Annotated in this window: 17 protein-coding genes; 7 read left to right on the top strand and 10 right to left on the bottom strand. The window is 67.0% G+C overall.

All coding sequences use genetic code 11. The features are described from left to right. Together PV772_RS01605 and nboR are read left to right on the top strand one after the other, a co-directional pair. Positions 1-204, top strand: a 204-nt coding sequence (locus tag PV772_RS01605) for a hypothetical protein (protein ID WP_347885166.1), incomplete at its 5' end; no start/stop codon positions are given. 24 nt (positions 205-228) lie between these two features. Further along, positions 229-870, top strand: coding sequence for a nicotine blue oxidoreductase (gene nboR, locus PV772_RS01600; RefSeq protein ID WP_347885165.1), 642 nt, complete (start codon positions 229-231; stop codon positions 868-870). A 61-nt stretch (positions 871-931) separates the two neighbouring features. Here the strand turns inward: nboR and PV772_RS01595 are convergent, their stop codons facing one another. The 8 genes from PV772_RS01595 to PV772_RS01560 all read right to left on the bottom strand — a co-directional run bounded on the left by PV772_RS01595 (position 932) and on the right by PV772_RS01560 (position 11,402). Continuing rightward, entirely contained in the window at positions 932-2,479 is a 1,548-nt protein-coding gene (locus PV772_RS01595) for a DUF222 domain-containing protein (protein WP_347885164.1), read from the bottom strand. A gap of 55 nt (positions 2,480-2,534) precedes the next feature. Further along, on the bottom strand, positions 2,535-3,182 hold the full coding sequence (locus PV772_RS01590) for a uracil-DNA glycosylase (protein ID WP_246839839.1): 648 nt from the start codon (positions 3,180-3,182) through the stop codon (positions 2,535-2,537). 23 nt (positions 3,183-3,205) lie between these two features. Next, the gene (locus tag PV772_RS01585) at positions 3,206-4,186 is read right to left on the bottom strand and encodes an aldo/keto reductase (protein WP_347885163.1); all 981 of its coding nucleotides are present in this window, start codon (positions 4,184-4,186) and stop codon (positions 3,206-3,208) included. An 87-nt stretch (positions 4,187-4,273) separates the two neighbouring features. After that, complete coding sequence (locus PV772_RS01580; protein ID WP_347885162.1) at positions 4,274-7,108, bottom strand: molybdopterin cofactor-binding domain-containing protein; 2,835 nt, start codon at positions 7,106-7,108, stop codon at positions 4,274-4,276. A 2-nt stretch (positions 7,109-7,110) separates the two neighbouring features. Continuing rightward, entirely contained in the window at positions 7,111-8,043 is a 933-nt protein-coding gene (locus tag PV772_RS01575) for an FAD binding domain-containing protein (RefSeq protein ID WP_347885161.1), read from the bottom strand. Beyond that, the gene (locus PV772_RS01570; RefSeq protein WP_141159343.1) at positions 8,034-9,257 is read right to left on the bottom strand and encodes an XdhC/CoxI family protein; all 1,224 of its coding nucleotides are present in this window, start codon (positions 9,255-9,257) and stop codon (positions 8,034-8,036) included. Before PV772_RS01570 ends, PV772_RS01575 begins: the two co-directional genes overlap by 10 nt. A gap of 99 nt (positions 9,258-9,356) precedes the next feature. Further along, on the bottom strand, positions 9,357-10,898 hold the full coding sequence (locus PV772_RS01565; protein WP_141159342.1) for an NCS2 family permease: 1,542 nt from the start codon (positions 10,896-10,898) through the stop codon (positions 9,357-9,359). A gap of 9 nt (positions 10,899-10,907) precedes the next feature. Beyond that, positions 10,908-11,402: a nucleoside deaminase gene (locus tag PV772_RS01560; RefSeq protein WP_141159341.1), complete on the bottom strand. Its 495-nt coding sequence runs from the start codon at positions 11,400-11,402 to the stop codon at positions 10,908-10,910. Between the two features lie 311 nt (positions 11,403-11,713). Between PV772_RS01560 and ligD the strand changes: the two genes are divergently transcribed. Then, the gene (gene ligD / locus PV772_RS01555) at positions 11,714-12,958 is read left to right on the top strand and encodes a non-homologous end-joining DNA ligase (RefSeq protein ID WP_141159340.1); all 1,245 of its coding nucleotides are present in this window, start codon (positions 11,714-11,716) and stop codon (positions 12,956-12,958) included. An 11-nt stretch (positions 12,959-12,969) separates the two neighbouring features. Here ligD and PV772_RS01550 read toward each other — a convergent pair whose 3' ends face one another. Further along, positions 12,970-13,176: a hypothetical protein gene (locus PV772_RS01550; RefSeq protein WP_307362853.1), complete on the bottom strand. Its 207-nt coding sequence runs from the start codon at positions 13,174-13,176 to the stop codon at positions 12,970-12,972. A gap of 349 nt (positions 13,177-13,525) precedes the next feature. On the opposite strand from PV772_RS01550, the gene pucL reads away from it, so the two are divergent. Beyond that, positions 13,526-14,434: a factor-independent urate hydroxylase gene (pucL, locus tag PV772_RS01545; RefSeq protein WP_347885160.1), complete on the top strand. Its 909-nt coding sequence runs from the start codon at positions 13,526-13,528 to the stop codon at positions 14,432-14,434. A gap of 157 nt (positions 14,435-14,591) precedes the next feature. Further along, positions 14,592-16,124 (top strand): nucleobase:cation symporter-2 family protein, encoded by a 1,533-nt coding sequence (locus PV772_RS01540; protein WP_347885159.1) that lies wholly within the window; start codon positions 14,592-14,594, stop codon positions 16,122-16,124. A gap of 148 nt (positions 16,125-16,272) precedes the next feature. Here PV772_RS01540 and PV772_RS01535 read toward each other — a convergent pair whose 3' ends face one another. Then, the gene (locus PV772_RS01535) at positions 16,273-17,028 is read right to left on the bottom strand and encodes an IclR family transcriptional regulator (protein ID WP_347885158.1); all 756 of its coding nucleotides are present in this window, start codon (positions 17,026-17,028) and stop codon (positions 16,273-16,275) included. Between the two features lie 221 nt (positions 17,029-17,249). Between PV772_RS01535 and PV772_RS01530 the strand changes: the two genes are divergently transcribed. Together PV772_RS01530 and aceB are read left to right on the top strand one after the other, a co-directional pair. Further along, the gene (locus tag PV772_RS01530; RefSeq protein ID WP_141182477.1) at positions 17,250-18,695 is read left to right on the top strand and encodes an NAD-dependent malic enzyme; all 1,446 of its coding nucleotides are present in this window, start codon (positions 17,250-17,252) and stop codon (positions 18,693-18,695) included. Between the two features lie 34 nt (positions 18,696-18,729). After that, positions 18,730-20,328 carry a malate synthase A gene (gene aceB / locus PV772_RS01525; protein WP_347885157.1) on the top strand — a complete coding sequence of 533 codons (1,599 nt, stop codon included), beginning with the start codon at positions 18,730-18,732 and terminating at the stop codon, positions 20,326-20,328.

Here is a 20,328-nt window from a genome sequence, read left to right as displayed (position 1 = left end):
GCCGACGGCTTCGGCTTCTCCGACACCCGCGCAGCAGCCCGCCGCTACTTCAAAAACGACACCCACTCCATCGTGGTGAAAGTGCTCCAACTGCTCGCGGCAAGGGGTGAAGTAGAGGCGGACGCGCCGTCGTACGCCATGGACCGCTACAAGCTGCTGGACGTCAACGCGGGCACCACCGGCGGCGCAGGTGGCGACACCTGAGCCTTCCTCCCATAGGGTGCAGCTATGGGTGACAGTGGCGGGACCGGTTCAGCGGGGATGAGGACCACCGGCGTGGTGCTCGCCGCGGGGGCGGGCACGCGCCTGGGCCTGGGCCCGAAAGCCCTGCTTCCGTTCCGTGGACGGCCACTTGTTGAGGCCGTTGCGGGAGCCCTGCTCGACGGCGGCTGCCGTGACGTGGTGGTGGTCCTCGGTGCAGGTGCGGCCGAGGTTGAAGCGTCCGCGAGGCTGGACGGCTGCCATGTCCTGGCCAACCCCGAGTGGGAGTCTGGAATGGGCAGTTCCTTCCTGCTCGGCGACCACGCCGCGGATGCGGCGGATCACCTCCTGATCGCCCTGGTCGATCAGCCGGGCCTGACCCCGGCGACGGTTCAGCGGCTCTTGGCCCGGCATCAGCCGGGCCGGATCACCGCCGCCGCGTACCGCCGCCGTGATTCCAACGACGACAGCTGCGCGGGCCTCCGCCGCGGGCACCCCCTGGTCATCGACGCCTCCCTGCGCGGCGCCGTGTGCGCGACGGTGACGGGCGATGCCGGAGCGCGTAGTTTCCTGCGCGCCCACCCGGATCTGGTGGACGACGTGGACTGCAGCGACCAGTCCACCGGCGAGGACGTAGATACGCCGGACCAGCTGGGTCTGCTCCGCTAGCACCCCGGCTCCACCAGCAGCAGACCTCGAATAGCAGAGCCGGCCTCCCGTAGCGGCATAATCAGGCGTGGGCACGCAGGAAGCGCGCAAGGGCATCTTCCCAGGGGGAAGCACCATGGCGAACGAGATCGATGCTGCCGTGCCACTTTCTGTCCGGCCGCTTTCCGTGCGGCCAGTGGGTAGGTTCCCAGTCTTGGTGTTCGCTTTGATAGTGGCGGCCTGTGGGTGAGGTCCAGCCGGGTGGGTCGTTCTTGGTGGCCGGGGTGGGTTTCCAGCCGGTGGCGTGTCGGAGTTTGTGGTGTTTCGGGCACGGCTGTCCCAGGTTGCTGATTCCGGTGGTGCCGCCCTTGGCCCAGGCGAGGATGTGATCGGCATCGTTGTCCAGGGAGTTGTTGCTGCACCCCGGGAACGGACACTTCCCGTCCCGCATCCGCAACCACGCCCGCATCGGACCTGTGACCCGGTAACTCGTCCGGCCGATCTCCAACGGGGCCCCGTCCCGCGGATCCACCAACACCCGGTAAAACGACCCCGCCCCGTTTGCGACCAGCTCCCTGGCCATCGACGGCGGAATGGGCCCATACCCGTCCAGCACCGCCGGCTCGTCCGTCAGGCCGATCAGCGAGAACACCGGAACCGTGACCAGCACCTGCGCCCGGACCGGCGACAGCACACGGTCCCGGACAGCACCCACACGTTCGCTGGGGCTGCCGCCTGCACCCGCACCGCCGGTGGAGCTGCCGCTCGCGCCTTCGGTCAAACCGCGACTGCCGCTTGCACGGGTGTCGCTGGCGCCGGTGCCGTCGGTGAGGATCGCGTCGGCGAAGGTGTCGGCCCGGAGCTGGGTCAGGGTCCTGCCCTCGCCGGGGCCCTGCAGGCCCCGGGCGGTCGCGGTGAGCCGGTTCCACCCCGCCAGGGCCTGGTCCGCGGGAAGATACGCGGAGAGCCAGGCCATCCCGTCCTGGTCCGCCCGGAACTCCACCCGCCGCTCCGCGACCCCATTGGCGTGGCGTGCCTCGATGCTCTCGGCGTGGTGGCGTTCCCGCCAGGTCCGGGCCTTGGCCTTGAACCGGTGCGCCGGCAACGCACCCACCGGGCAGCCCCGCGCCGGGTCCGCGGCGCCCGGGTCCAGGAAATGGGCTTCCAACGCCGCCGCCCCCGCAGCATCAAGGCAGGCTGTCTCGTCCGCCATCACCACCGCGTGGCCCCAGGAGATCACCCCGGCCTGCAACGCCGACAAGGTCAGCGGCAACGTGGCAACAACGGCGTGCGAGGCCGTCAGGAACGACGACGCGGCCCGCGGACCCAGAGCCAACACGCACCCGATCTCCGCCGCGACCGCCATCTCCTGCGCACGCACCGGCACATCCGGCCCCGCAACCACGTCGGCGCTCTCCGCGTACGTCACCGCAGCCCTGGCCTTCAGGCCAGCGAACCCGGCCTCGACCTCCCGGGCACCGGCCAGAATGTCCAGGCACCCAGCCGCCACACCAGCCAACGGATCAGCCGCAGAAAACGGCTCCACACCAGCCGCGTCCACCTCAGCATTCAGCACAGCCAGGGCAGCACAGATCTCCCCAAACGCCCTCACCACCGCCGCTTTCCCCATAAACCCATCATGACAAGGGGGTACGACAATCAAGATCCATAACGGAGAATTCAGCTCAGGCCGGCATCCCACGCTCCAGCAACTGCTCCAGCCCTTGCTTGAAACCGGACCTGCCACCGTGGGCGGGATGCCGGATCTTCGGTACGTCCAGCCCGCTCCGCCGCAGGCTGTGCTGGGCCACGTTGCCCACCGCCACAAGGGAATCGATGCCGAAGAGAGCCGCAAGATCCTGCCAGAAAGGCGTGCCCAGCTTGGTCTCGGAGGTCTTGGGCGTGCGGTTGGAGGACGGCTTGTCCGGCTGGTGCGGGTGCCAGGGAAAAGCACTCCACAGCAAAGGCAGAATACCCACCTCTTCCAGGACCTGCCACAGCACCGTAGCCGTAGGTTCCGCGGCCACCCCCGCAGCTTCGGGCGGCAGCACATAGCCTTTGCCAGGGCCGAAAAGCCCGAAGCTGTTGGCGGGCCCTCCGAGGATGACTCTGTTGGTGAAGGGCACCCCGGTAATCCGCATGCCCCGGAATCCGGGCGCCTCCCCCACCAGCAGTACCTTGGGCCGGCGGTCCAGCATCTCCTGCAGGTAGAGCTCCAGGTTGTGCCGGCGGATAGCATTCGCCGGAACCGCATGGTTGAAGAAGTTGGTGCAGGCAGGCCCCACTTCCACGGCCGCCAGCCGTTCCACAAAGTCGCTGACAGAGCCGGTCACCGGCATGCTCCCGGGGCAACCGGCTACCAGCGCGGGTGGATGGCCTCACGGAAGTAGTGGTCGTAGATCCAGCGGACGCCTTCGTCGAACTCCTGCCCAACGCTGACCGCTGCCGCAGCAGCGTTTGACTGTGCCTGTTCCACGTTGCGGGCTCCGGGGATCACGGTGCTGACACCGTCCTGCGCGGAGATCCAGGCGATGGCCGCCTGTGCGGTAGTGGCGCCCTCGGGCACCAGCTGCTCGAACTCCTTGACCGCCTTGAGGCCCAGCTCGTAGTCCACCCCGGAGAAGGTCTCCCCGACGTCGAAGGCCTCGCCCTTGCGGTTGTAGTTCCGGTGGTCGTTCTCGGCGAACGTGGTCTCCTTGGAGTACTTGCCGGACAGCAGGCCCGAGGCCAGCGGAACGCGGGCGATGATGCCCACCCCTGCGGCCTTTGCCGCCGGGAGGACTTCATCCAGGGGCTTGAGCCGGAAGGCGTTCAGGATGATCTGTACCGACGCGGTTCCCTCGTGGCGGATGGCTTCCAGGGCCTCGTCGCTCCGTTCCACGGACACACCGTAGTTGCGGATGGCACCTTCGGCCACAAGGGTGTCCAATGCGTCGTACACCTCGTTGTTGCTGTAAACAGGCGTGGGCGGGCAGTGCAGCTGGACCAGGTCCAGGGTGTCCGTGCCCAGGTTCTTCCGGGACCGGTCAACCCACTGGCGGAAGTTGGCCAGGGTGTAGTTCTCGGGGCGCTGTTCCAGCCGGCGGCCCATCTTGGTGGCAACCGTGACACCGAGGCCCGGGTTGTCCTTCAGGAACTTCCCGATGGCCTGCTCACTCTTGCCGTCGCCATAAACATCGGCGGTGTCAAAGAAGGTGACCCCCGCTTCCACCGAGGCCGCCAGGATGGCCTGCGCCTGGGCCGGGTCCACGTTGCCCCAGTCCGCGCCGAGCTGCCAGGTACCGAGCCCGACGACGGAGACGCTGCGTCCGGTCTTGCCTAAAATCCGCTGTTCCATCCCCCGACTATATGCAACGATGCAACCCGGGGTCAGATCCGACCCCGGGTTGCATCCTGACAAGCGGAAGTGTGACCTGCCACCGGCCTAGGTCGGAACGTGGTCCAGCCTGCGCACCAGCCCCGTCTCCTTCAGCCCCAGGTAGAGCCGGTCACGGGCGATCGGCAGGGACGCGAACCGCACTCCCGTCGCGTTCCGGATGGCGTTGGCGAGCGCCGGAGCTACCGGATTGAACGGGCTTTCGCTCATCGATTTCGCCCCCAATGGCCCCATCTTGTCGTTCGTGTCCGCGAAGTACACCTCGCTGCGCGGAACGTCCGCGAAAGTAGGAATGTGGTACTGACGGAGGATGTCCGTGGTGACCTTGCCGGCGTCGTCCACCACCACTTCCTCATACAGCGTGGCACCCAGGGCCTGGGCGATTCCGCCTTCGATCTGGCCGCGGCACTGGCGCGGGTTGACCACCACCCCGGCGTCGGCCGCCTGCACGCTTTGCAGGATCTTCAGCTCGCCGGTGCCGCGGTTCACCGCCACCCGGAAGCCGTGCACGTTGAAGGCTACCGAGCGCGGCGTACCACCCCAACGGCCCTCGGCAGCAAGTTCGACGCCGGCATCCGCGGCCGCCTGCGCCAGTTCAGCCAGTGCCACGGGGGTCCCGTCGACCACCACGGCGCCGCCCTCGAGGACGCAGGCCGAAGCCTGGGTCTGGCGGATCCCGGCGGCAAAGGCGCGGATGCGGACAGCCAGCTCTTCCGCCGCTGCCAGGGTCGCCTTGCCGGCCACCACGGTGCCGGCGGACCCGAATGCACCGGTATCGTGCTCCACCAAGTCCGTGTCCGATTGCCGCACCCCCACCCTGGACGCTTCCGTCGAGAGGGCGGTAGCGGCAAGCTGGGCGTGCACCGTGGTGGTGCCGTTCCCGAACTCGGCGGTCCCGACGTCGGCCTGGTACGTCCCGTCCGGCAGGAGCCGTACATGGGAGTGGGCAAAGTGGCCGCGCGGCGGGACAGTGTCGATCATGGACAGGGCGGCGCCTTCGCCCACCATCCAGTCGGGCCCAAGATCGGCCAGGCCTGCATCCCGGTAACGTGCCTTGCCGCGGTCCAGGGCGTCCCGGACCAGGTTGAGGCACTGGTCCAGTCCGTAGCTGCCGTAGTGGACGTCCTCTTCCGGATCCGGCCGGGTGGACAACATGTGGTCGCCCTCGCGGACCATGTTCCGGCGCCGGAATTCCAGTGGATCCATGCCAATCCCGGCGGCGAGCTCGTCCATGGCGGATTCGATGGCGAAGATCATCTGGCTCAGCCCATACCCGCGGAATGCACCGGACGGCACGGTGTGGGTGTACACCGAGTGCGCGTCCACTTTCTTGTTGGCGCAGTTGTACACGGCCAGGGATTCGCCGCAGCCGTGGAACATGACGCCAGGGCCGTGGTTGCCGTAGGCACCGGTGTTGGTCACGACGTCCAGCTCGAGCGCGGTCAGCCGCCCTTCCCTGCTGGCACCGGCCTTCAGCTTGATGGTGAACGGGTGGCGGGTGGTGGTGGCGGTGAACTGCTCGGTGCGGGTCAGTTCCAGCTGGACCGGCCGCTGCAGCTTCAGGGCCGCAAGCGCCACGAGGTCCTCGGTGAGGACTTCCTGCTTGCCGCCAAATCCACCGCCGACCCGGCCGGCCACCACATGCACTTTGCCTTCCGGGAGGCCAAATACCCGGCACAGTGTCCGGCGGACCAGGAAAGGGACCTGGCTGGACGTGCGGACCTGAAGCCGGCCCTCGTCATCCACCGAAGCGATGGCCGCGTGCGTTTCCAGTGCCACGTGCTGCACCCGCTGGGTTTGGTAGGTCTGTTCGTGGATAAAGTCGGCGGCGGCGAAGCCGTCAGCCACGCTCCCCAGCTCCGAGTGGAGTTCCGCGACCACGTTGCCGTCCGGCCGGGCAATGCGGGACGCGCTGCCGTCCTTGTCACCATGGACCAGGGGCGCGCCGGGAAGCAGGGCCTCCTGCGGCGAGAAGACCGCCGGAAGTTCCTCATATTCAACCGTCAGCGCCCGCACTCCGGCTTCTGCGGCATCCACCGATTCTGCGACGACGGCGGCAACCCGCTGCCCGATGAAGCGCACCACGTCGTCCAACACCCGCGTATCGTCCGGGTCGTCGGTGAAGAGCTCGTGCTGGGCCGTGGAGAACAGCTGCTCCGGCGCGTCCGCATGGGTGAAGACCGCAACTACCCCCGGAATCTTCAGGGCAGCATCCGCATCTATGGACACCACCCGGGCGTGCGCGTGCGGCGAACGCAGGATCTTCAGGTGCAGCAGTGCCTGCTGCTGGTCCCTTGGGAGGTCCAGGGTGTAGCGGGAGGCGCCGGTGACCACTGCCCGGCTGGCAGGTGCAGGGACGTCGTCGCCCAGCCGGCCCTGCACCGGATCAGGCTGCCCCTCCCCCGCGATGCCTGAGCCCGGCCCGTCGGGATCAGGATGCCCGGGATGTCCGCATACCGCATCGCCGATGGCGCGGTAACCGGTACAGCGGCAAAGGTTGCCTTTGAGGCTCCGGGGCAGGTTCTCCTTTTGGTTCTCATCGAACGTCGCCGCGGTCATCACCATGCCTGCGGTGCAGAAGCCGCACTGGAAGCCTTGGCGTTCCATGAACTGCTGCTGGACCGGGTGCAGCTGCCCCTCGGGACCACCAGCGGCGGCTGCCAGCCCCTCGATGGTAGTGACCGAGTGCCCCTCGGCGCGGACGGCGGGATAGATGCAGCTGTGGACCGGGGTCCCGTCCACGTGCACCGTGCAGGCGCCGCAGTCCCCGCCGTCGCAGCCCTTCTTCACGCCGGTGTTGCCCTGTTCGCGCAGGAAGGTACGCAGGCATTGCCCCGGGCGGGGGTCCGCGCCGGCAGGTGTTCCGTTAATCTCGATGGCCATCCTCAAGCCCCTTTCGAAAGCGTGGTGGGCCCGGTTTGTGCTGACCCGGCCTGGGGCGGCCAGAAGTCGCCGGAGACTGGAATATCGTGGGCCCGCTCAGGCGCCGACAGCTCGGCCCGGATTTCCTCGGCCAGCCGGTGCGTCATGTCGCGGCGCCAGGCGGGCAGCCCATGGATGTCGTCATGGTAGAGCTCCGCGGGGATGGCGTCGTCCAGCGCGGCGGCCAGCCGGTCTGCGTCCGGCACTCCCTCGAAGCGCAGCTGGACCGGCCGCTTGGTGGCGGCGGTGACTGTCAGGGTTAGGGAGGTGCCGTCGTCGAGCCGTCCAATGAGCAGAACCCCGGACCTGCCCAGGTTGCTCAGTGACAGGCGCCGGAAGGCCACCCGGGTGGACAGGGCCGACGCCGGCAGGTTGACGCTTCGGAGCAGCTCACCGGGTGCCAGGCAGTTTTTCGCATCCCCGGTGACGAACTCCGCCACGGGGACGGTGCGGCTGCCGCCGCCTGGAGCGAGGATGGTGGCCACGCCATCCAGTCCGGCGCACAGCGAAATGATGGGACCGGCGGGCAGTGAGGTGCAGAGGTTGCCGCCCACGGTGGACATGTTCCACACCTTGAAGGACGCCACGAAGGAATCGCAGCACGCGCGGACCAGGTCCAGCCCGGGCCATGTGCGGCCGGAGCCTTCCGGCGAACCGGGCAGGGCGTACAGCTGCGCGATGGTGCAGGTGGCTGCCAGCTCGATCCCGTCTCCGGTGACGGTGATGGGTGTCCAGCCGGCCTTCCCGAGGTCCAGGAGCCGCTTGAGCGGCTGCGGGCCAAACGCGTAGCTGCCGTAGGAGAAGAGGACCGTGCCGCCGGCAAGCCAGGCGTCGCCGTCGCGCCATTGTGCGGGGTCGGTGGTGCGGACCACCGCCTCGATGGTGTTCATGTCCATGCGATCTCCTGCGTATCAAGGTCTGTGGGCGCCGGGGCTGCCGGGTGGTGGTGGATGGTGCCGGAGGTTTCCCGCAGCGGCAGGCAGCTGGCTGCGCGGGTGCGGGCGGCGATCAGTTCCGCGGTGACGGACACCGCCACTTCGGCCGGAGTGACCGCACCGAGGTCAAGGCCGATGGGCGAATGCAGCTGCGCGATACGCTTCGGCGCGACGCCGGCGTTGAGGAGCTGGTCAACCCGTTGGAGGTGGCTCCGCCGGGACCCCATGGCGCCCACGTAGGCAAGGTCAAGGGCCAGCGCCGTTTCCAGCAGGGGGAGGTCGAACTTCGGATCATGGGTGAGGACGGCGGCCACGGTGCGGCTGTCCGTCCGGCCTGCCGCCGCTTCCGCAGCCAGGTAGCGGTGCGGCCACTCAGTGACCACCTGGTCGGCGGCCGCGAACCTGGGCTGCGACGCGAAGGCCGGGCGGGCATCAACGAGGGTCACGTGATAGCCCAGCAGCTTGGCGGCGGGGACCAGCGCGGCCCCGAAGTCGTTTGCACCGAACACCAGCATGCGTGGCGGGGCGAGACGGGACTCCACCAGGACGGCGGGTTCCCCGGGATGCCGCCTGTGGCCGTCGCGCTCCGGCAGGCACTGCCCTGCCAGCACCAACGGGACCACACCGGCCCCACCGCTGCGAACCAGGGATTCCACGTGCAGCAGTGCCTCCCCGTGAAGCACAGCTGACAGCTCCGGACAGCCAGCCGCCCGGAAGGTACCCGGATCTGGCACCGCGACGGCGCCTCCTCCCCCGGCGCCGAGGGTCCGAACCAGCGCCACGGGGTGGGCCGGGGCGACGCCGGCGAGCTGCAGCAGGGCGGCCCGAAGTGGGTGCGGGGTTTCGCCGGGTGCCGCGGCCGGCACCGGCTGGATGTGGATGCCCAGTTCTCCCCCGCAAGTGAGTCCGGCCGCGAAGGCGTCCTCTGAACTGAAGCCAAACGTCCCGTGGCGCGGGACGCCGTCGTCCATGGCGTCCTGGGCGAGCGCCACCACGGCGCCTTCCACGCAGCCGCCGGAGAGGCTGCCCAGCACCTCTCCGGATTCGGTGACCAGCATGGATGTTCCCACCGGCCGGGGCACGGAACCGGACGCCGCCACGATGGTGGCAACGGCGAACTGCCCGTCCGCAAGCCGGTGCAGCCACGGATCCAGCGAAGGGATCAGGTTAAGCATGGCGGCACTCCTTCTTCCGCGCGGCGGTGGTGTCCATTGTCTGTCCTGCCAGGGGGCGGGCCAAGCATTGGCCCGGCCCCCGGTCTGGTTGGGGCAAGCTCAGCCGCCCAGCAGGTGGTTGATCGGTCCGCGGGCGAAGTACACCAGGAACCCGATGCTCACCACCCACATCAGCGGGTGGATTTTCTTCGCCTTGCCTGACGCCGCCCCGATGACGGCCCAGCTCACGAAGCCAACCCCGATGCCGTTGGCGATCGAGTAGCTCAGCGGCATGGTGACGATGGTGAGGAAGGCCGGCAGGGCCACGGTGAACTTGGTGAACTTGATCTCGCGGATCTGGGCCATCATCATGGCGCCCACCACCACCAGGGCGGCAGCCGCGACTTCAAGCGGCACCACGCTGGTGAGCGGGGTGAGGAACATCGAACCGAGGAACAGCACGCCGGTGACCACCGAGGCCAGGCCGGTCCGCGCCCCTTCGCCGATTCCGGCCGCGGAGTCGATGTACACGGTGTTGGATGATCCGGAGGTTGCCCCGCCCGCTACGGCGCCGAAGCCTTCCACGATGAAGGCCGCTTTCAGCCGCGGGAATGTGCCGTCTTTGTGGGCGACGCCGGCGCTCCTGGCCAGGCCGGTCATGGTTCCCATGGCGTCGAAGAAGTTGGTGAACACCAGCGTGAACACCAGCATGGTGGCCGCGAGTCCGCCGATCCGGCTGAATGAACCAAAGAGGTCGAAGTGGCCCACCAGGCCCAGGTCGGGTGCGGATACCAGCTGGCCGGACAGGACAGGGGTGTTCAGGTGCCAGCCGCCGGGGTTGGTGGGGCTGGCGGGGCCAAGCTTCAGGACGGCTTCCACGACGGCGGCCAGCACGGTGGTGCCGACGATGCCGATGAGCAGGCCGCCCTGCACCTTGCGCGCCACGAGGATGCCCATGGCCAGGAGGCCGACGACGAACACCAGCGTGGGCACGGAGGTGATGGAGCCGCCGTCGCCCAGTTGGACGGGCGGGCCGCCTGCCGCAGGCCTGACGAAGCCGGAGTCGACGAAGCCGATGAAGGCGATGAACAGGCCGATGCCGACGGTGATGGCGGCCTTGAGTTCCTTGGGCACGGCCCGGAAGATGGCGGTCCGGGCGCCGGTGACGCCGAACAGGACGATCAGGATGCCGTTGATGACCACCAGGCCCATGGCTTCGGCCCAGGTGACCTCGTGGATCACCGAGACGGCCAGGAAGGAGTTGATGCCCAGGCCGGCAGCGAGGCCGAACGGCAGGTTGGCGATCAGTCCGAAGAGGATGGTCATGACGCCGGCGGTGAGGCCGGTGACGGCACCCACCTGGGACGCGGAGAGCCAGCCGCCAGCCACATCGGTGGGTGCGTTGTCCGCGCTGAACCCGCCCAGGATGAGGGGGTTCAGGATGACGATGTACGCCATGGTGAAGAAGGTGACCAGGCCGCCCCGGAATTCGCGGGCCAGCGTGGAGCCGCGCCGGGTGATATGGAAGAAGCGGTCAAGGATGGAGTCCGGTGCAGGCGGCCGGGGCTTTTTTGCGGCCTGCGCCAACGCGCGCGGCTCCTGCCGGGAGATGCTGGCGGTTGGAGCCGAATGCTCCTCGTGGGAATGGTCCAGGATGGTCATTCCTGCCGCCTAGTAATCGATCCTGGATTCGAGCGTGTTCCAGGTACTGAACGGCTCCAGCGGGGCCGGGGCCTGGGGATCGCCCAGCTCCAGCTTGGAAACCGGCATCAGGGAATCCCGGTCCCGGTTTTCGAAGTATTCGTAGAACACAGCGTCGTCGAAGCCGACGGAGGCGGCGTCGTGGCGGTCCGCTGCGTAGACCACGCGGCTGACCCGGGCCCAGAGTGCGGAGGCCAGGCACATCGGGCACGGCTCGCAGCTGGTGTAGAGGGTGGCACCGCTGAGGTCGAAGGTGCCCAGCTCGCGGCAGGCAGTGCGGATGGCGGTGACTTCGGCGTGCGCGGTGGGGTCGTTGTCCGCGGTGACGCGGTTGACGCCGTCGAACGCCTGCCCGTCCGCCATGACGATCATGGCGCCGAACGGGCCTCCGCTGTTCAGGACATTGGCCGTTGCCAGCCGGATGGAGCGGGCCAAAAACTGTTCGGCCGTGACGGTGGTACTCATGATGCGACTTCCTTTTGCCGGGAAGCCTGTTGCCGCGCAGGACCAGTAAAACCAGGTGCGAACGGTTACCAGGCTTCAGCATGTGCTGTGAAGGTTAAGTTGCGCCTGGTAGATAGCTTCCCGGGTTTGGGTGCCCGCCTTTGGCAGAATCGAGATTAGCACCGGATTGTGGGCCACGCCATAGTTTTCTGGAAAATTTATTTCGCGATGTGAAATCCATGTTTCCACGGCTTCACGGAACGCCCCTTCTCGCCGGCCGCCCCCGGCCCTGCAGGGCTGACGCGCAAAAGGCCAACTGCTAGCGTGACGGCATGACTCCGTCAAAGACGCCGGCTGAGGTCCTGGACATTGAAGGCAACGAAGTCCGGATCTCGAGTCCGGACAAGGTGGTATTCCCGGATGCCGGCCTGACCAAGCTCGACCTGGTGCGGTACTACCTCGCGGTTTCGGAGGGAGCACTGCGCGGCGCCAGCGGCCGCCCCATGGTGCTCAAGAGGTTCCCCAAGGGCATTGATGCAGAACCGTTCTTCCAGAAGCGCGTGCCGGAAAACCACCCTCCCTTCATCGATACCACTACCCTGCATTACGCATCAGGGACTTCGGCCGAGGAAGCGGTGATCAGGGATGCGGCAGGACTTGCCTGGGTGGTTAATCTCGGCTGCCTTGACCTGAACCCCCACCCGGTGCGGGCAGAAGACCTTGAACACCCGGACGAGTTGCGGGTGGACCTTGATCCCATGCCTGGTGTGGACTGGACGCAAATCGTCGACGTCGCCTATGTGGCGCAGGAGGTCCTTGCCGATGCGGGACTGGTGGGATGGCCCAAGACCAGCGGGTCCCGCGGCCTGCACATCCTGGTCCGCATCGCGCCTGAGTGGTCGTACCGGGACGTCCGGCTGGCCGCGGAGACCCTCGCGAGGGAGGTGGAGAACCGCGCCCCCGGCCTGGCAACGGCACGGTGGTGGAAAGAGGAACGCGGCGAGAGCGTGTTCGTGGACTTCAACCAGAACGCCAAGGACCGCACGGTCGCGTCCGCCTACTCGGTCAGGCCCCTGCCGGACGCCCGGGTGTCCACTCCGCTGACCTGGGAGGAAATGCGCACCGCCCGGCCTGGACAGTTCACTGTCGCCACGGTGATGGAGCGGTATGCAGGAATCGGCGACCCGCACGCCGGCATCGACGGCGCGGTGGGGTCACTGGACGGGCTCCTTGCCCTGGCAAAGGAACTGGGGCCGGCGGAAAAGGCTCCGCGCAGCGGCAACGGATCCGGCCGCCGGCAGTCGCTGATGCCCCTCATCGAAGTGGCCCGGACCAAGACAAAGCCCGAAGCGCTGGCGGCGCTCGACGAATGGAAGGCCCGGCATGCCGCCGTCGTCGATTCCCTGCAGCCGGCCGACGTCCTGGTGGACGGGATGCGTGGTTCAAGCTCGCTCTGGTACCGGGTGCGGGTGAACCTGCAGCATGTCCCCGAGGCCGACCGGCCGCCGCAGGAGGAGCTCATCGCGGACTACGACCCCTGGGCCGGAAAGCAGTGGCCGGGGCGCACCGGTTCCTGAGGAGCGGCCACTCAGCCTTGGGGGCGGCCCTTGGACACCCTCACCGGCGGAGTACGCAATGACTGCACCCACCTGGACAGGCGGCCCGTGAGGCGCAGGCGGTCCTCGGGCAGATAGAGGTCGGGATCCACCCCGCCGCCGAGCGGGAGGTAGAACTCCTGTCCAGCCACTCCTGCGGACGGCGCTGCGGGCGTGGGCTGGTTGTCCTGCTGGTACATCGGACCCCCCTCTTTTCGTACTGTGGAAATTAGTTTTTGCTTTATGAAAATATTAGGACGGCCATCCCATCCCGTCAATAGGTAGCGGCGGGAGCGCAGGCAGCCCGCCGGTCACAAATGGAATTTTCATTCTGTGATGTACACCACCGCGCAGCCGGGGTACGCTGTTATGCAACTCGTGGCGCAAGTCACGTAACCTGGGAGCAGCAGGCAGGGTCGTAATGAGCTGGCATCAACGGATGCCGGCTCTTTTTTTGTTGGGTCGGCTCCATCGGAAACGCGCATGAAACGCGCGCTTAATTTCAGTGATGGAACCTAGGTTCCACTTACCGGAAGTTGGGAAAAGACCATGAGCAGCAAGATCCTTCTCGGCAGCAACCAGTTCGGCAAGGCCGAGGTCCGGGTCGTCAAGATCACCCGCGACACGGACCGCCACCAGATTGAAGACCTCAACGTCACCTCGCAGCTGCGCGGCGACTTCGAGGCGGCACACCTGGAGGGCGACAACAGCCATGTTGTACCCACCGACACCCAGAAGAACACCGTCTACGCATTCGCCCGCGAGGGCATCGGTTCCCCGGAAGCTTTCCTCCTTCGCCTTGGCGAGCACTTCACCTCGAGCTTCAGCTGGGTTGATGGCGGCCGCTGGGAAGCAGAGTCCTACAGCTGGAACCGGATCCAGGCCCATGGCAGCGAACACGACCACTCGTTCGTCCGCAACGGCCAGGAAGTCCGCACGGCAGTGCTGGTCCGCGACGGCGCTGCCGAGCACCTTATCTCCGGACTGAAGGACCTGACCGTCCTGAAGTCCACCCAGTCCGGCTTCGTCGGCTACCCCAAGGACAAGTACACCACCCTGGCGGAAACCACCGACAGGATCCTCGCCACCGACGTCTCCGCCCGCTGGCGGTACAAGGCCGGCACCGACTTCACGTCGTTTGATTTCAACAAGAACTACGACGACGTGAAGAGCCTGCTGCTCGAAGGCTTCACCGAAAACTACTCACACGCCCTGCAGCAGACACTGTTCGACATGGGAACCAAGGTCCTCGAGGCCCACCCCGAAATCGACGAAATCAAGTTCTCCATGCCCAACAAGCACCACTTCCTTGTGGACCTCTCGCCGTTCGGCCTGGACAACCCCAACGAGGTCTTCTTCGCGGCGGATCGTCCCTACGGCCTGATCGAGGCCACGGTCCTGCGCGAAGACGCCGTTCCCGCCGAGAACGCATGGACGGGCATCGCCGGCTTCTGCTGAGCCAGTGCGGGTGGCCGGGCCGCCGCGACCGAGGTTTCGGCGGCCCGGCCATCCGCAACCCGCAGTTCCGCAAAACCGCAGCACCCCTAAAACTTCGACGTTAGCCAGACAAAGTTAGCCAGACGAAGACGTCTGCCATGAACCAGGAAAGTCTGCCATGAACATCAAGAACGCCCCGTCCCCCGGTACGAACAAGACCGCCGGCGACTCCAAGAAACGGACCAAGCGCCCCGCAGCGGGACGCCCCGAAGACGAACGGCTGTCAATAGGCAGCAGCTTTGCCTACGGGTTCCAGCACGTGCTGACCATGTACGGCGGCATCATCGCCGTCCCGCTGATCGTGGGCCAGGCAGCAGGCCTGTCGTCCTCCGACACCGGCGTCCTGATTGCGGCAGCCCTCTTCATGGGCGGCCTCGCTACCCTGCTGCAGACCGTCGGAATCCCGTTCTTCGGATCCCAACTCCCGCTGGTCCAGGGTGTCTCCTTCGCCAGCGTGGCCACCATGGTCGCGATTGTGACCAACGGAGGCGGACTGCCTGCCGTGTTTGGGGCCGTGATGGTTTCCGCCGCGGTTGGCCTGCTGATCGCACCGGTCTTCTCCAAGATCGTCCGGTTCTTCCCCCCGGTGGTAACGGGCACGGTGATCACCACCATTGGGCTGACCCTCATGCCGGTGGCTGCAAACTGGGCCATGGGCGGGAACAGCAAGGCGGAGAACTACGGCAGCATGGCCAACATCGGACTGGCGGCCGTCACCCTGGTCCTGGTCCTGGTCCTGAGCAAGGTGGGCAGCGCCACCATTTCCCGCCTGTCCATCCTGCTGGCCATGGTGGCGGGAACCCTGATCGCGGCAGCAACCGGGATGGCCGATTTCTCCAAGGTGGGCAACGGTCCCATTGCCGCTTTCCCCACCCCGTTCCTGCTGGGCACGCCGACGTTCGACATTGCCGCCATCATTTCCATGCTGATCGTGGTCCTGGTCATCCTCACCGAAACCATGGCGGACATCCTTGCAGTGGGCGAGATCGTTGGCACCCGCACCGACTCCAAGCGCATCGCGGCCGGCCTGCGGGCCGACATGGGCTCCAGCCTGATTGCCCCGATCTTTGGTTCGTTCACCCAGAGCGCCTTCGCCCAGAACGTGGGCCTGGTGGCCGTCACCAAGATTAAGAGCCGCTATGTGGTTGCCGCGGGCGGCGTCATCCTGGTGCTGCTGGGGCTGCTTCCGGTCATGGGCCGGGTGGTGGCGGCCGTGCCCACCGCTGTCCTGGGTGGCGCCGGGATTGTCCTCTTCGGGACCGTGGCCGCGAGCGGCATCCGCACTCTCGCCAAGGTGGAGTACCGGAACAACATGAACCTGATCATCGTGGCCACCTCCATCGGGTTCGGCATGCTTCCCATTGCGGCCCCTACCTTCTATAACCAGTTCCCCTCCTGGGTGAGCACCATCTTCCACTCCGGCATCAGCTCGGCCGCCGTCATGGCCATCCTGCTGAACCTGCTCTTCAACCACCTGAAGGCAGGCAACTCGGAGAACCAGTCGGTGTTTGTTGCCGGCACCGGCCGGGTGGTCCGCGAGGAGGACCTCAAGTGCCTGGCGGAAGGCGACCGGTTCGAAAACGGCAAGCTCATTGACTGCGAGGGCAAGGAAGTCGCCATTGAGTCATCCGAAAAGGCGTCAGAGCACTGACCTTCCCCGGGTTGGACGACGGCGGCCCGCACCTTTCGCGAAAGGTGCCGGCCCCCCCCCCCCCCCGGCGGGGGGGGGGCCCGGGGCCCCCCCCCCCGCGCCCCCCGGGGGGGGGCCCCCCGTCGTGGTTGTCAGTGAAGAGGGAGCCTTAGGTGCGGTTGAGCTCGCGGGAGATGGCCTCGGCGGCTTCACGGAGGATGGGAACGGCTTTGTCGGCGAAGTCCTCATCCACCCGGGACACCGGCCCGGAAACGGAAATCGCGGTAGGCGTCGGAGCGTTGGGGACCGCCATGGCGAAGCAGCGGACGCCGAGTTCCTGCTCTTCCTCGTCGATGGAGTACCCCCGCTCACGGATGAGCTTGAGGTCGGCCAGGAGTTCCTCCACGTCGCCGATGCTCTTCGCAGTGGGGGTGGGCATCCCGGCGCGGGCAACGATGCCCCGCACGGTGTCGTCGTCGAGCTGGGCCAGGATGGCCTTGCCCACGCCGGTGGCGTGGGTGTGGGCGCGCCGTCCCACCTCCGTGAACATGCGCATGGAGTGCAGCGAGGGCACCTGGGCCACGTAGATCACCATGTCCGAGTCCAGGACAGCCATGTTGGAGGTCTCCCCCAGCCGGTCAACCAGGATCTTAAGCTGGGGCTGCGCCAGGGCACCGAGCTGCTTGTTGGCACCTTCCCCCAAGCGGATCAGGCGTGGGCCCAGGGCGTAGCGCCTGTTGGGCAGCTGGCGGATGTAGCCGAGCGACACCAACGTACGGAGCAGGCGGTGGATGGTGGGCAGCGGGAGGTCCGTGGAGGACGAGAGCTCGCTGAGCGTCACGTCGCCGCCGGCATCGGTGATGAGCTCCAGCAGTTCGAAGACGCGCTCCACCGACTGCACCCCACCAGAGGCTTTCTCTGCCATTCCGTTGTCTCCTGTGGCTCGGAATCCGACAACTCTTATCCGCATCGTGAAAAGAGTTGCTTAGAACCCCAACATACATCACGGGCCTTACTGCCGCGCGACCAAGCGGGGCAGTCGTATTCGGAGGGCTTGTATTTCCATAAAGTAGATAATAATATCCATAATACGAAAACATCCGGATGAGAGCAGAAGCCGGACAAGGCCTAACAGGAGGACATTCAATGGCGAACCCCAGCCCCGGAAATTCGATCACCCTGCGCGTGGAAGCACCCTCGAGCTTCAGCGCCACCAGCGAGCTCGCCGCGGCCGTCGGAGCCGCCGGCGCCGCCATCACCGCCCTTGATGTCACCGAGTCCCACCACGAAACCCTGGTGGTCGACGTCACCTGCAACACCACCGACGACGCCCACGCAGCACGGGTCAAGGACGCCCTCAACGCGCTCGACGGCGTCACGGTCCAGCACGTCTCGGACCGCACCTTCCTGATGCACCTCGGCGGCAAGCTCGAGGTGGTCCCAAAGGTCCCCCTGCGCAACCGCGACGATCTCTCCCGCGCCTACACCCCCGGCGTCGCCCGGGTGTGCCTGGCAATCGCGGAGGACCCGGCCGCCGCCCGCAACCTGACCGTCAAGCGCAACACCGTCGCCGTCGTCACCGACGGCTCCGCAGTTCTGGGACTGGGCAACATCGGCCCCGCCGCCGCCCTCCCGGTCATGGAGGGCAAGGCCGCCCTGTTCAAGCAGTTCGCCAACGTGGACGCGTGGCCGGTGTGCCTGGACACCCAGGACACCGAGGAAATCATCCGCACCGTCAAGCTCCTGGCCCCCGTGTTCGGCGGCGTGAACCTCGAGGACATCGCCGCCCCCCGCTGCTTCGAGATCGAGGCCCGCCTGCGCGAGGAACTGGACATCCCGGTCTTCCACGACGACCAGCACGGCACGGCCATCGTGACCCTCGCTGCCCTGGTCAACGCCCTGCGCGTGGTGGACAAGAAGATCGCGGACGTGAGGATCGTGGTGTCCGGGGTCGGCGCCGCCGGCTCTGCCATCATCCAGCTGCTCAAGGCCCAGGGCGCCCGGCACATTGTGGCCGCGGGCCGCTCCGGCGCCATCCACAAGGGTGAGGCGTACAACGATCCGCACCGCACCTGGATCGCGGAAAACACCAACCAGGAAGGGTTCGCCGGCACCCTGCACCAGGCCTTGGTGGGTGCTGATGTCTTCATCGGCGTCTCCGCCCCGAACATCCTGGAGGAGGAACACATCGCCTCCATGGCAAAGGACGCCATCGTCTTCGCCATGGCCAACCCCACCCCCGAGGTGGACCCCGCCGTCGCATCCCGGCACGCCGCCGTCGTGGCCACCGGCCGCAGCGACTTCCCCAACCAGATCAACAACGTCCTGGCCTTCCCCGGCCTTTTCCGCGGACTCCTCGACGTAGGGGCAAGCGACATCACCCCGGAAATGCTCGTGGCCGCCGCGGAAGCAATCGCCAACCGGGTGAATGATAATGAGCTCAATGCCAGCTACATCATCCCCAGCATCTTCGACCCGCACGTGACCGCCAACGTCGCGGCAGCCGTCGCAGCCGCGGCTCACGCTTCAAACGTGGCAACGGCTGCCGGACCGGCCGATTCCGCCGCGGAGCCAGCACTGGCCTCCGCCTGACCGCCCGACTTCCAGCCTAAGGAAAGGACCAGAAATGGCCATCACCGTCACAGATCCCCGGCCGATCGACCGCGCAGAGGAGATCCTCACCCCCAAGGCACTGGCCTTCGTGGAGGAACTCCACAACCGGTTCGCCGGCACCCGCAACGAGCTCCTGGCAGCCCGTGCCGTCAAGCGGCAGCGGGTGGCGGAAACGGGCAAGCTCGACTTCCTGCCGGAGACGCAGGACGTGCGCGACGGCGACTGGAAGGTTGCGCCGGCACCGGCAGCTTTGCAGGACCGCCGGGTGGAAATGACCGGCCCCGCCTCGCCGGCCAAGATGGCCATCAACGCCCTGAACTCCGGCGCCAAGGTGTGGCTGGCGGACCTCGAGGACGCCAGCACGCCCACCTGGGCCAATGTCATCGATGCCATCCTCAACCTCCGCGACGCCGCCCAGGGCACGCTCAGCTACACCTCGGAGGAAGGCAAGGAGTACCGGCTCCGCACCGACGCGCCGCTCGCCGTCGTGGTGGCCCGGCCCCGCGGCTGGCACATGCAGGAGAAGCACCTGCTGGTGAACGGTGAACCCGCGGTGGGTGCGCTGGTGGACTTTGGCCTGCACTTCTTCCACATCGCCAAGCAGCTGGTCCTCAACGGGCAGGGGCCGTACTACTACCTGCCCAAGATGGAGAGCCACCTCGAAGCGCGGCTCTGGAACGACGTGTTCGTGTTCGCGCAGGACTTCCTCGGCCTGAACCAGGGCACCATCCGCGCCACGGTGCTGATCGAGACCATCCCGGCCGCCTTCGAGATGGACGAGATCCTGTACGAACTGCGGGACCACGCCTCCGGCCTGAACGCCGGCCGCTGGGACTACCTGTTCAGCATCATCAAGTACTTCCGCGATGCCGGTGAGGAGTTCGTCCTGCCGGACCGCGCCTCCGTGGCGATGACCGCCCCCTTCATGCGCGCCTACACCGAACTCCTGGTCAAGACCTGCCACCGGCGCGGCGCCTTTGCGATGGGCGGGATGGCCGCGGTCATCCCCAACCGGCGCCACCCCGAGGTCACCGAAGCGGCGTTTGAAAAGGTCCGCGCGGACAAGACCCGCGAGGCCAACGACGGCTTCGACGGTTCCTGGGTTGCCCACCCGGACCTGGTCCCCACCTGCCGCGAAGTCTTCGACTCCGTCCTGGGTGACAAGCCCAACCAGGTGGACAAGCAGCGCCCCGAGGTTTCAGTTACCGCGGAGCAGCTGCTGGACGTGCAGTCCGCCGGGGGCCAGGTCACCGAGGCCGGCCTGCGCCTGAACCTCTACGTAGCCGTCGCCTACACGGCGGTGTGGCTGTCGGGAAACGGCGCCGTGGCCATCCACAACCTGATGGAGGATGCCGCCACCGCGGAGATCTCCCGTTCCCAGGTATGGCAGCAGATCCGCAACAAGTCCATCCTCGCGGACACGGGCAACACCGTCACCCGGGAACTGGTGGAACGGATCCTTGGCGAGGAAACGGAACGGCTCCGCACCGAATTCGGCGACGAAGCCTTCCGCCGCTACTACCAGCCGGCCAGCGAGCTCATCGCTGACATCTGCCTCTCGGACGATTACACCGACTTCCTCACCACGCCTGCCTACGAACTGGTGGGTTGA

This window comes from Pseudarthrobacter sp. CC12, from assembly GCF_039907755.1.
Classification (GTDB): domain Bacteria; phylum Actinomycetota; class Actinomycetes; order Actinomycetales; family Micrococcaceae; genus Arthrobacter; species Arthrobacter niigatensis.
Note: the sequence above shows the minus strand (reverse complement) of the source record. Positions and strands in the feature narration are given on the sequence as shown.

What these genes read in the sequence shown, in the direction of transcription:
- nboR (WP_347885165.1), top strand. Translation starts at nt 229, where the DNA reads ATGGGTGACAGTGGCGGGACCGGTTCAGCGGGGATGAGGACCACCGGC.
- PV772_RS01595 (WP_347885164.1), bottom strand. Translation starts at nt 2,479, where the DNA reads ATGGGGAAAGCGGCGGTGGTGAGGGCGTTTGGGGAGATCTGTGCTGCC.
- PV772_RS01585 (WP_347885163.1), bottom strand. Translation starts at nt 4,186, where the DNA reads ATGGAACAGCGGATTTTAGGCAAGACCGGACGCAGCGTCTCCGTCGTC.
- PV772_RS01580 (WP_347885162.1), bottom strand. Translation starts at nt 7,108, where the DNA reads ATGGCCATCGAGATTAACGGAACACCTGCCGGCGCGGACCCCCGCCCG.
- PV772_RS01575 (WP_347885161.1), bottom strand. Translation starts at nt 8,043, where the DNA reads ATGGACATGAACACCATCGAGGCGGTGGTCCGCACCACCGACCCCGCA.
- PV772_RS01570 (WP_141159343.1), bottom strand. Translation starts at nt 9,257, where the DNA reads ATGCTTAACCTGATCCCTTCGCTGGATCCGTGGCTGCACCGGCTTGCG.
- PV772_RS01565 (WP_141159342.1), bottom strand. Translation starts at nt 10,898, where the DNA reads ATGACCATCCTGGACCATTCCCACGAGGAGCATTCGGCTCCAACCGCC.
- PV772_RS01560 (WP_141159341.1), bottom strand. Translation starts at nt 11,402, where the DNA reads ATGAGTACCACCGTCACGGCCGAACAGTTTTTGGCCCGCTCCATCCGG.
- ligD (WP_141159340.1), top strand. Translation starts at nt 11,714, where the DNA reads ATGACTCCGTCAAAGACGCCGGCTGAGGTCCTGGACATTGAAGGCAAC.
- PV772_RS01550 (WP_307362853.1), bottom strand. Translation starts at nt 13,176, where the DNA reads ATGTACCAGCAGGACAACCAGCCCACGCCCGCAGCGCCGTCCGCAGGA.
- pucL (WP_347885160.1), top strand. Translation starts at nt 13,526, where the DNA reads ATGAGCAGCAAGATCCTTCTCGGCAGCAACCAGTTCGGCAAGGCCGAG.
- PV772_RS01540 (WP_347885159.1), top strand. Translation starts at nt 14,592, where the DNA reads ATGAACATCAAGAACGCCCCGTCCCCCGGTACGAACAAGACCGCCGGC.
- PV772_RS01535 (WP_347885158.1), bottom strand. Translation starts at nt 17,028, where the DNA reads ATGGCAGAGAAAGCCTCTGGTGGGGTGCAGTCGGTGGAGCGCGTCTTC.
- PV772_RS01530 (WP_141182477.1), top strand. Translation starts at nt 17,250, where the DNA reads ATGGCGAACCCCAGCCCCGGAAATTCGATCACCCTGCGCGTGGAAGCA.
- aceB (WP_347885157.1), top strand. Translation starts at nt 18,730, where the DNA reads ATGGCCATCACCGTCACAGATCCCCGGCCGATCGACCGCGCAGAGGAG.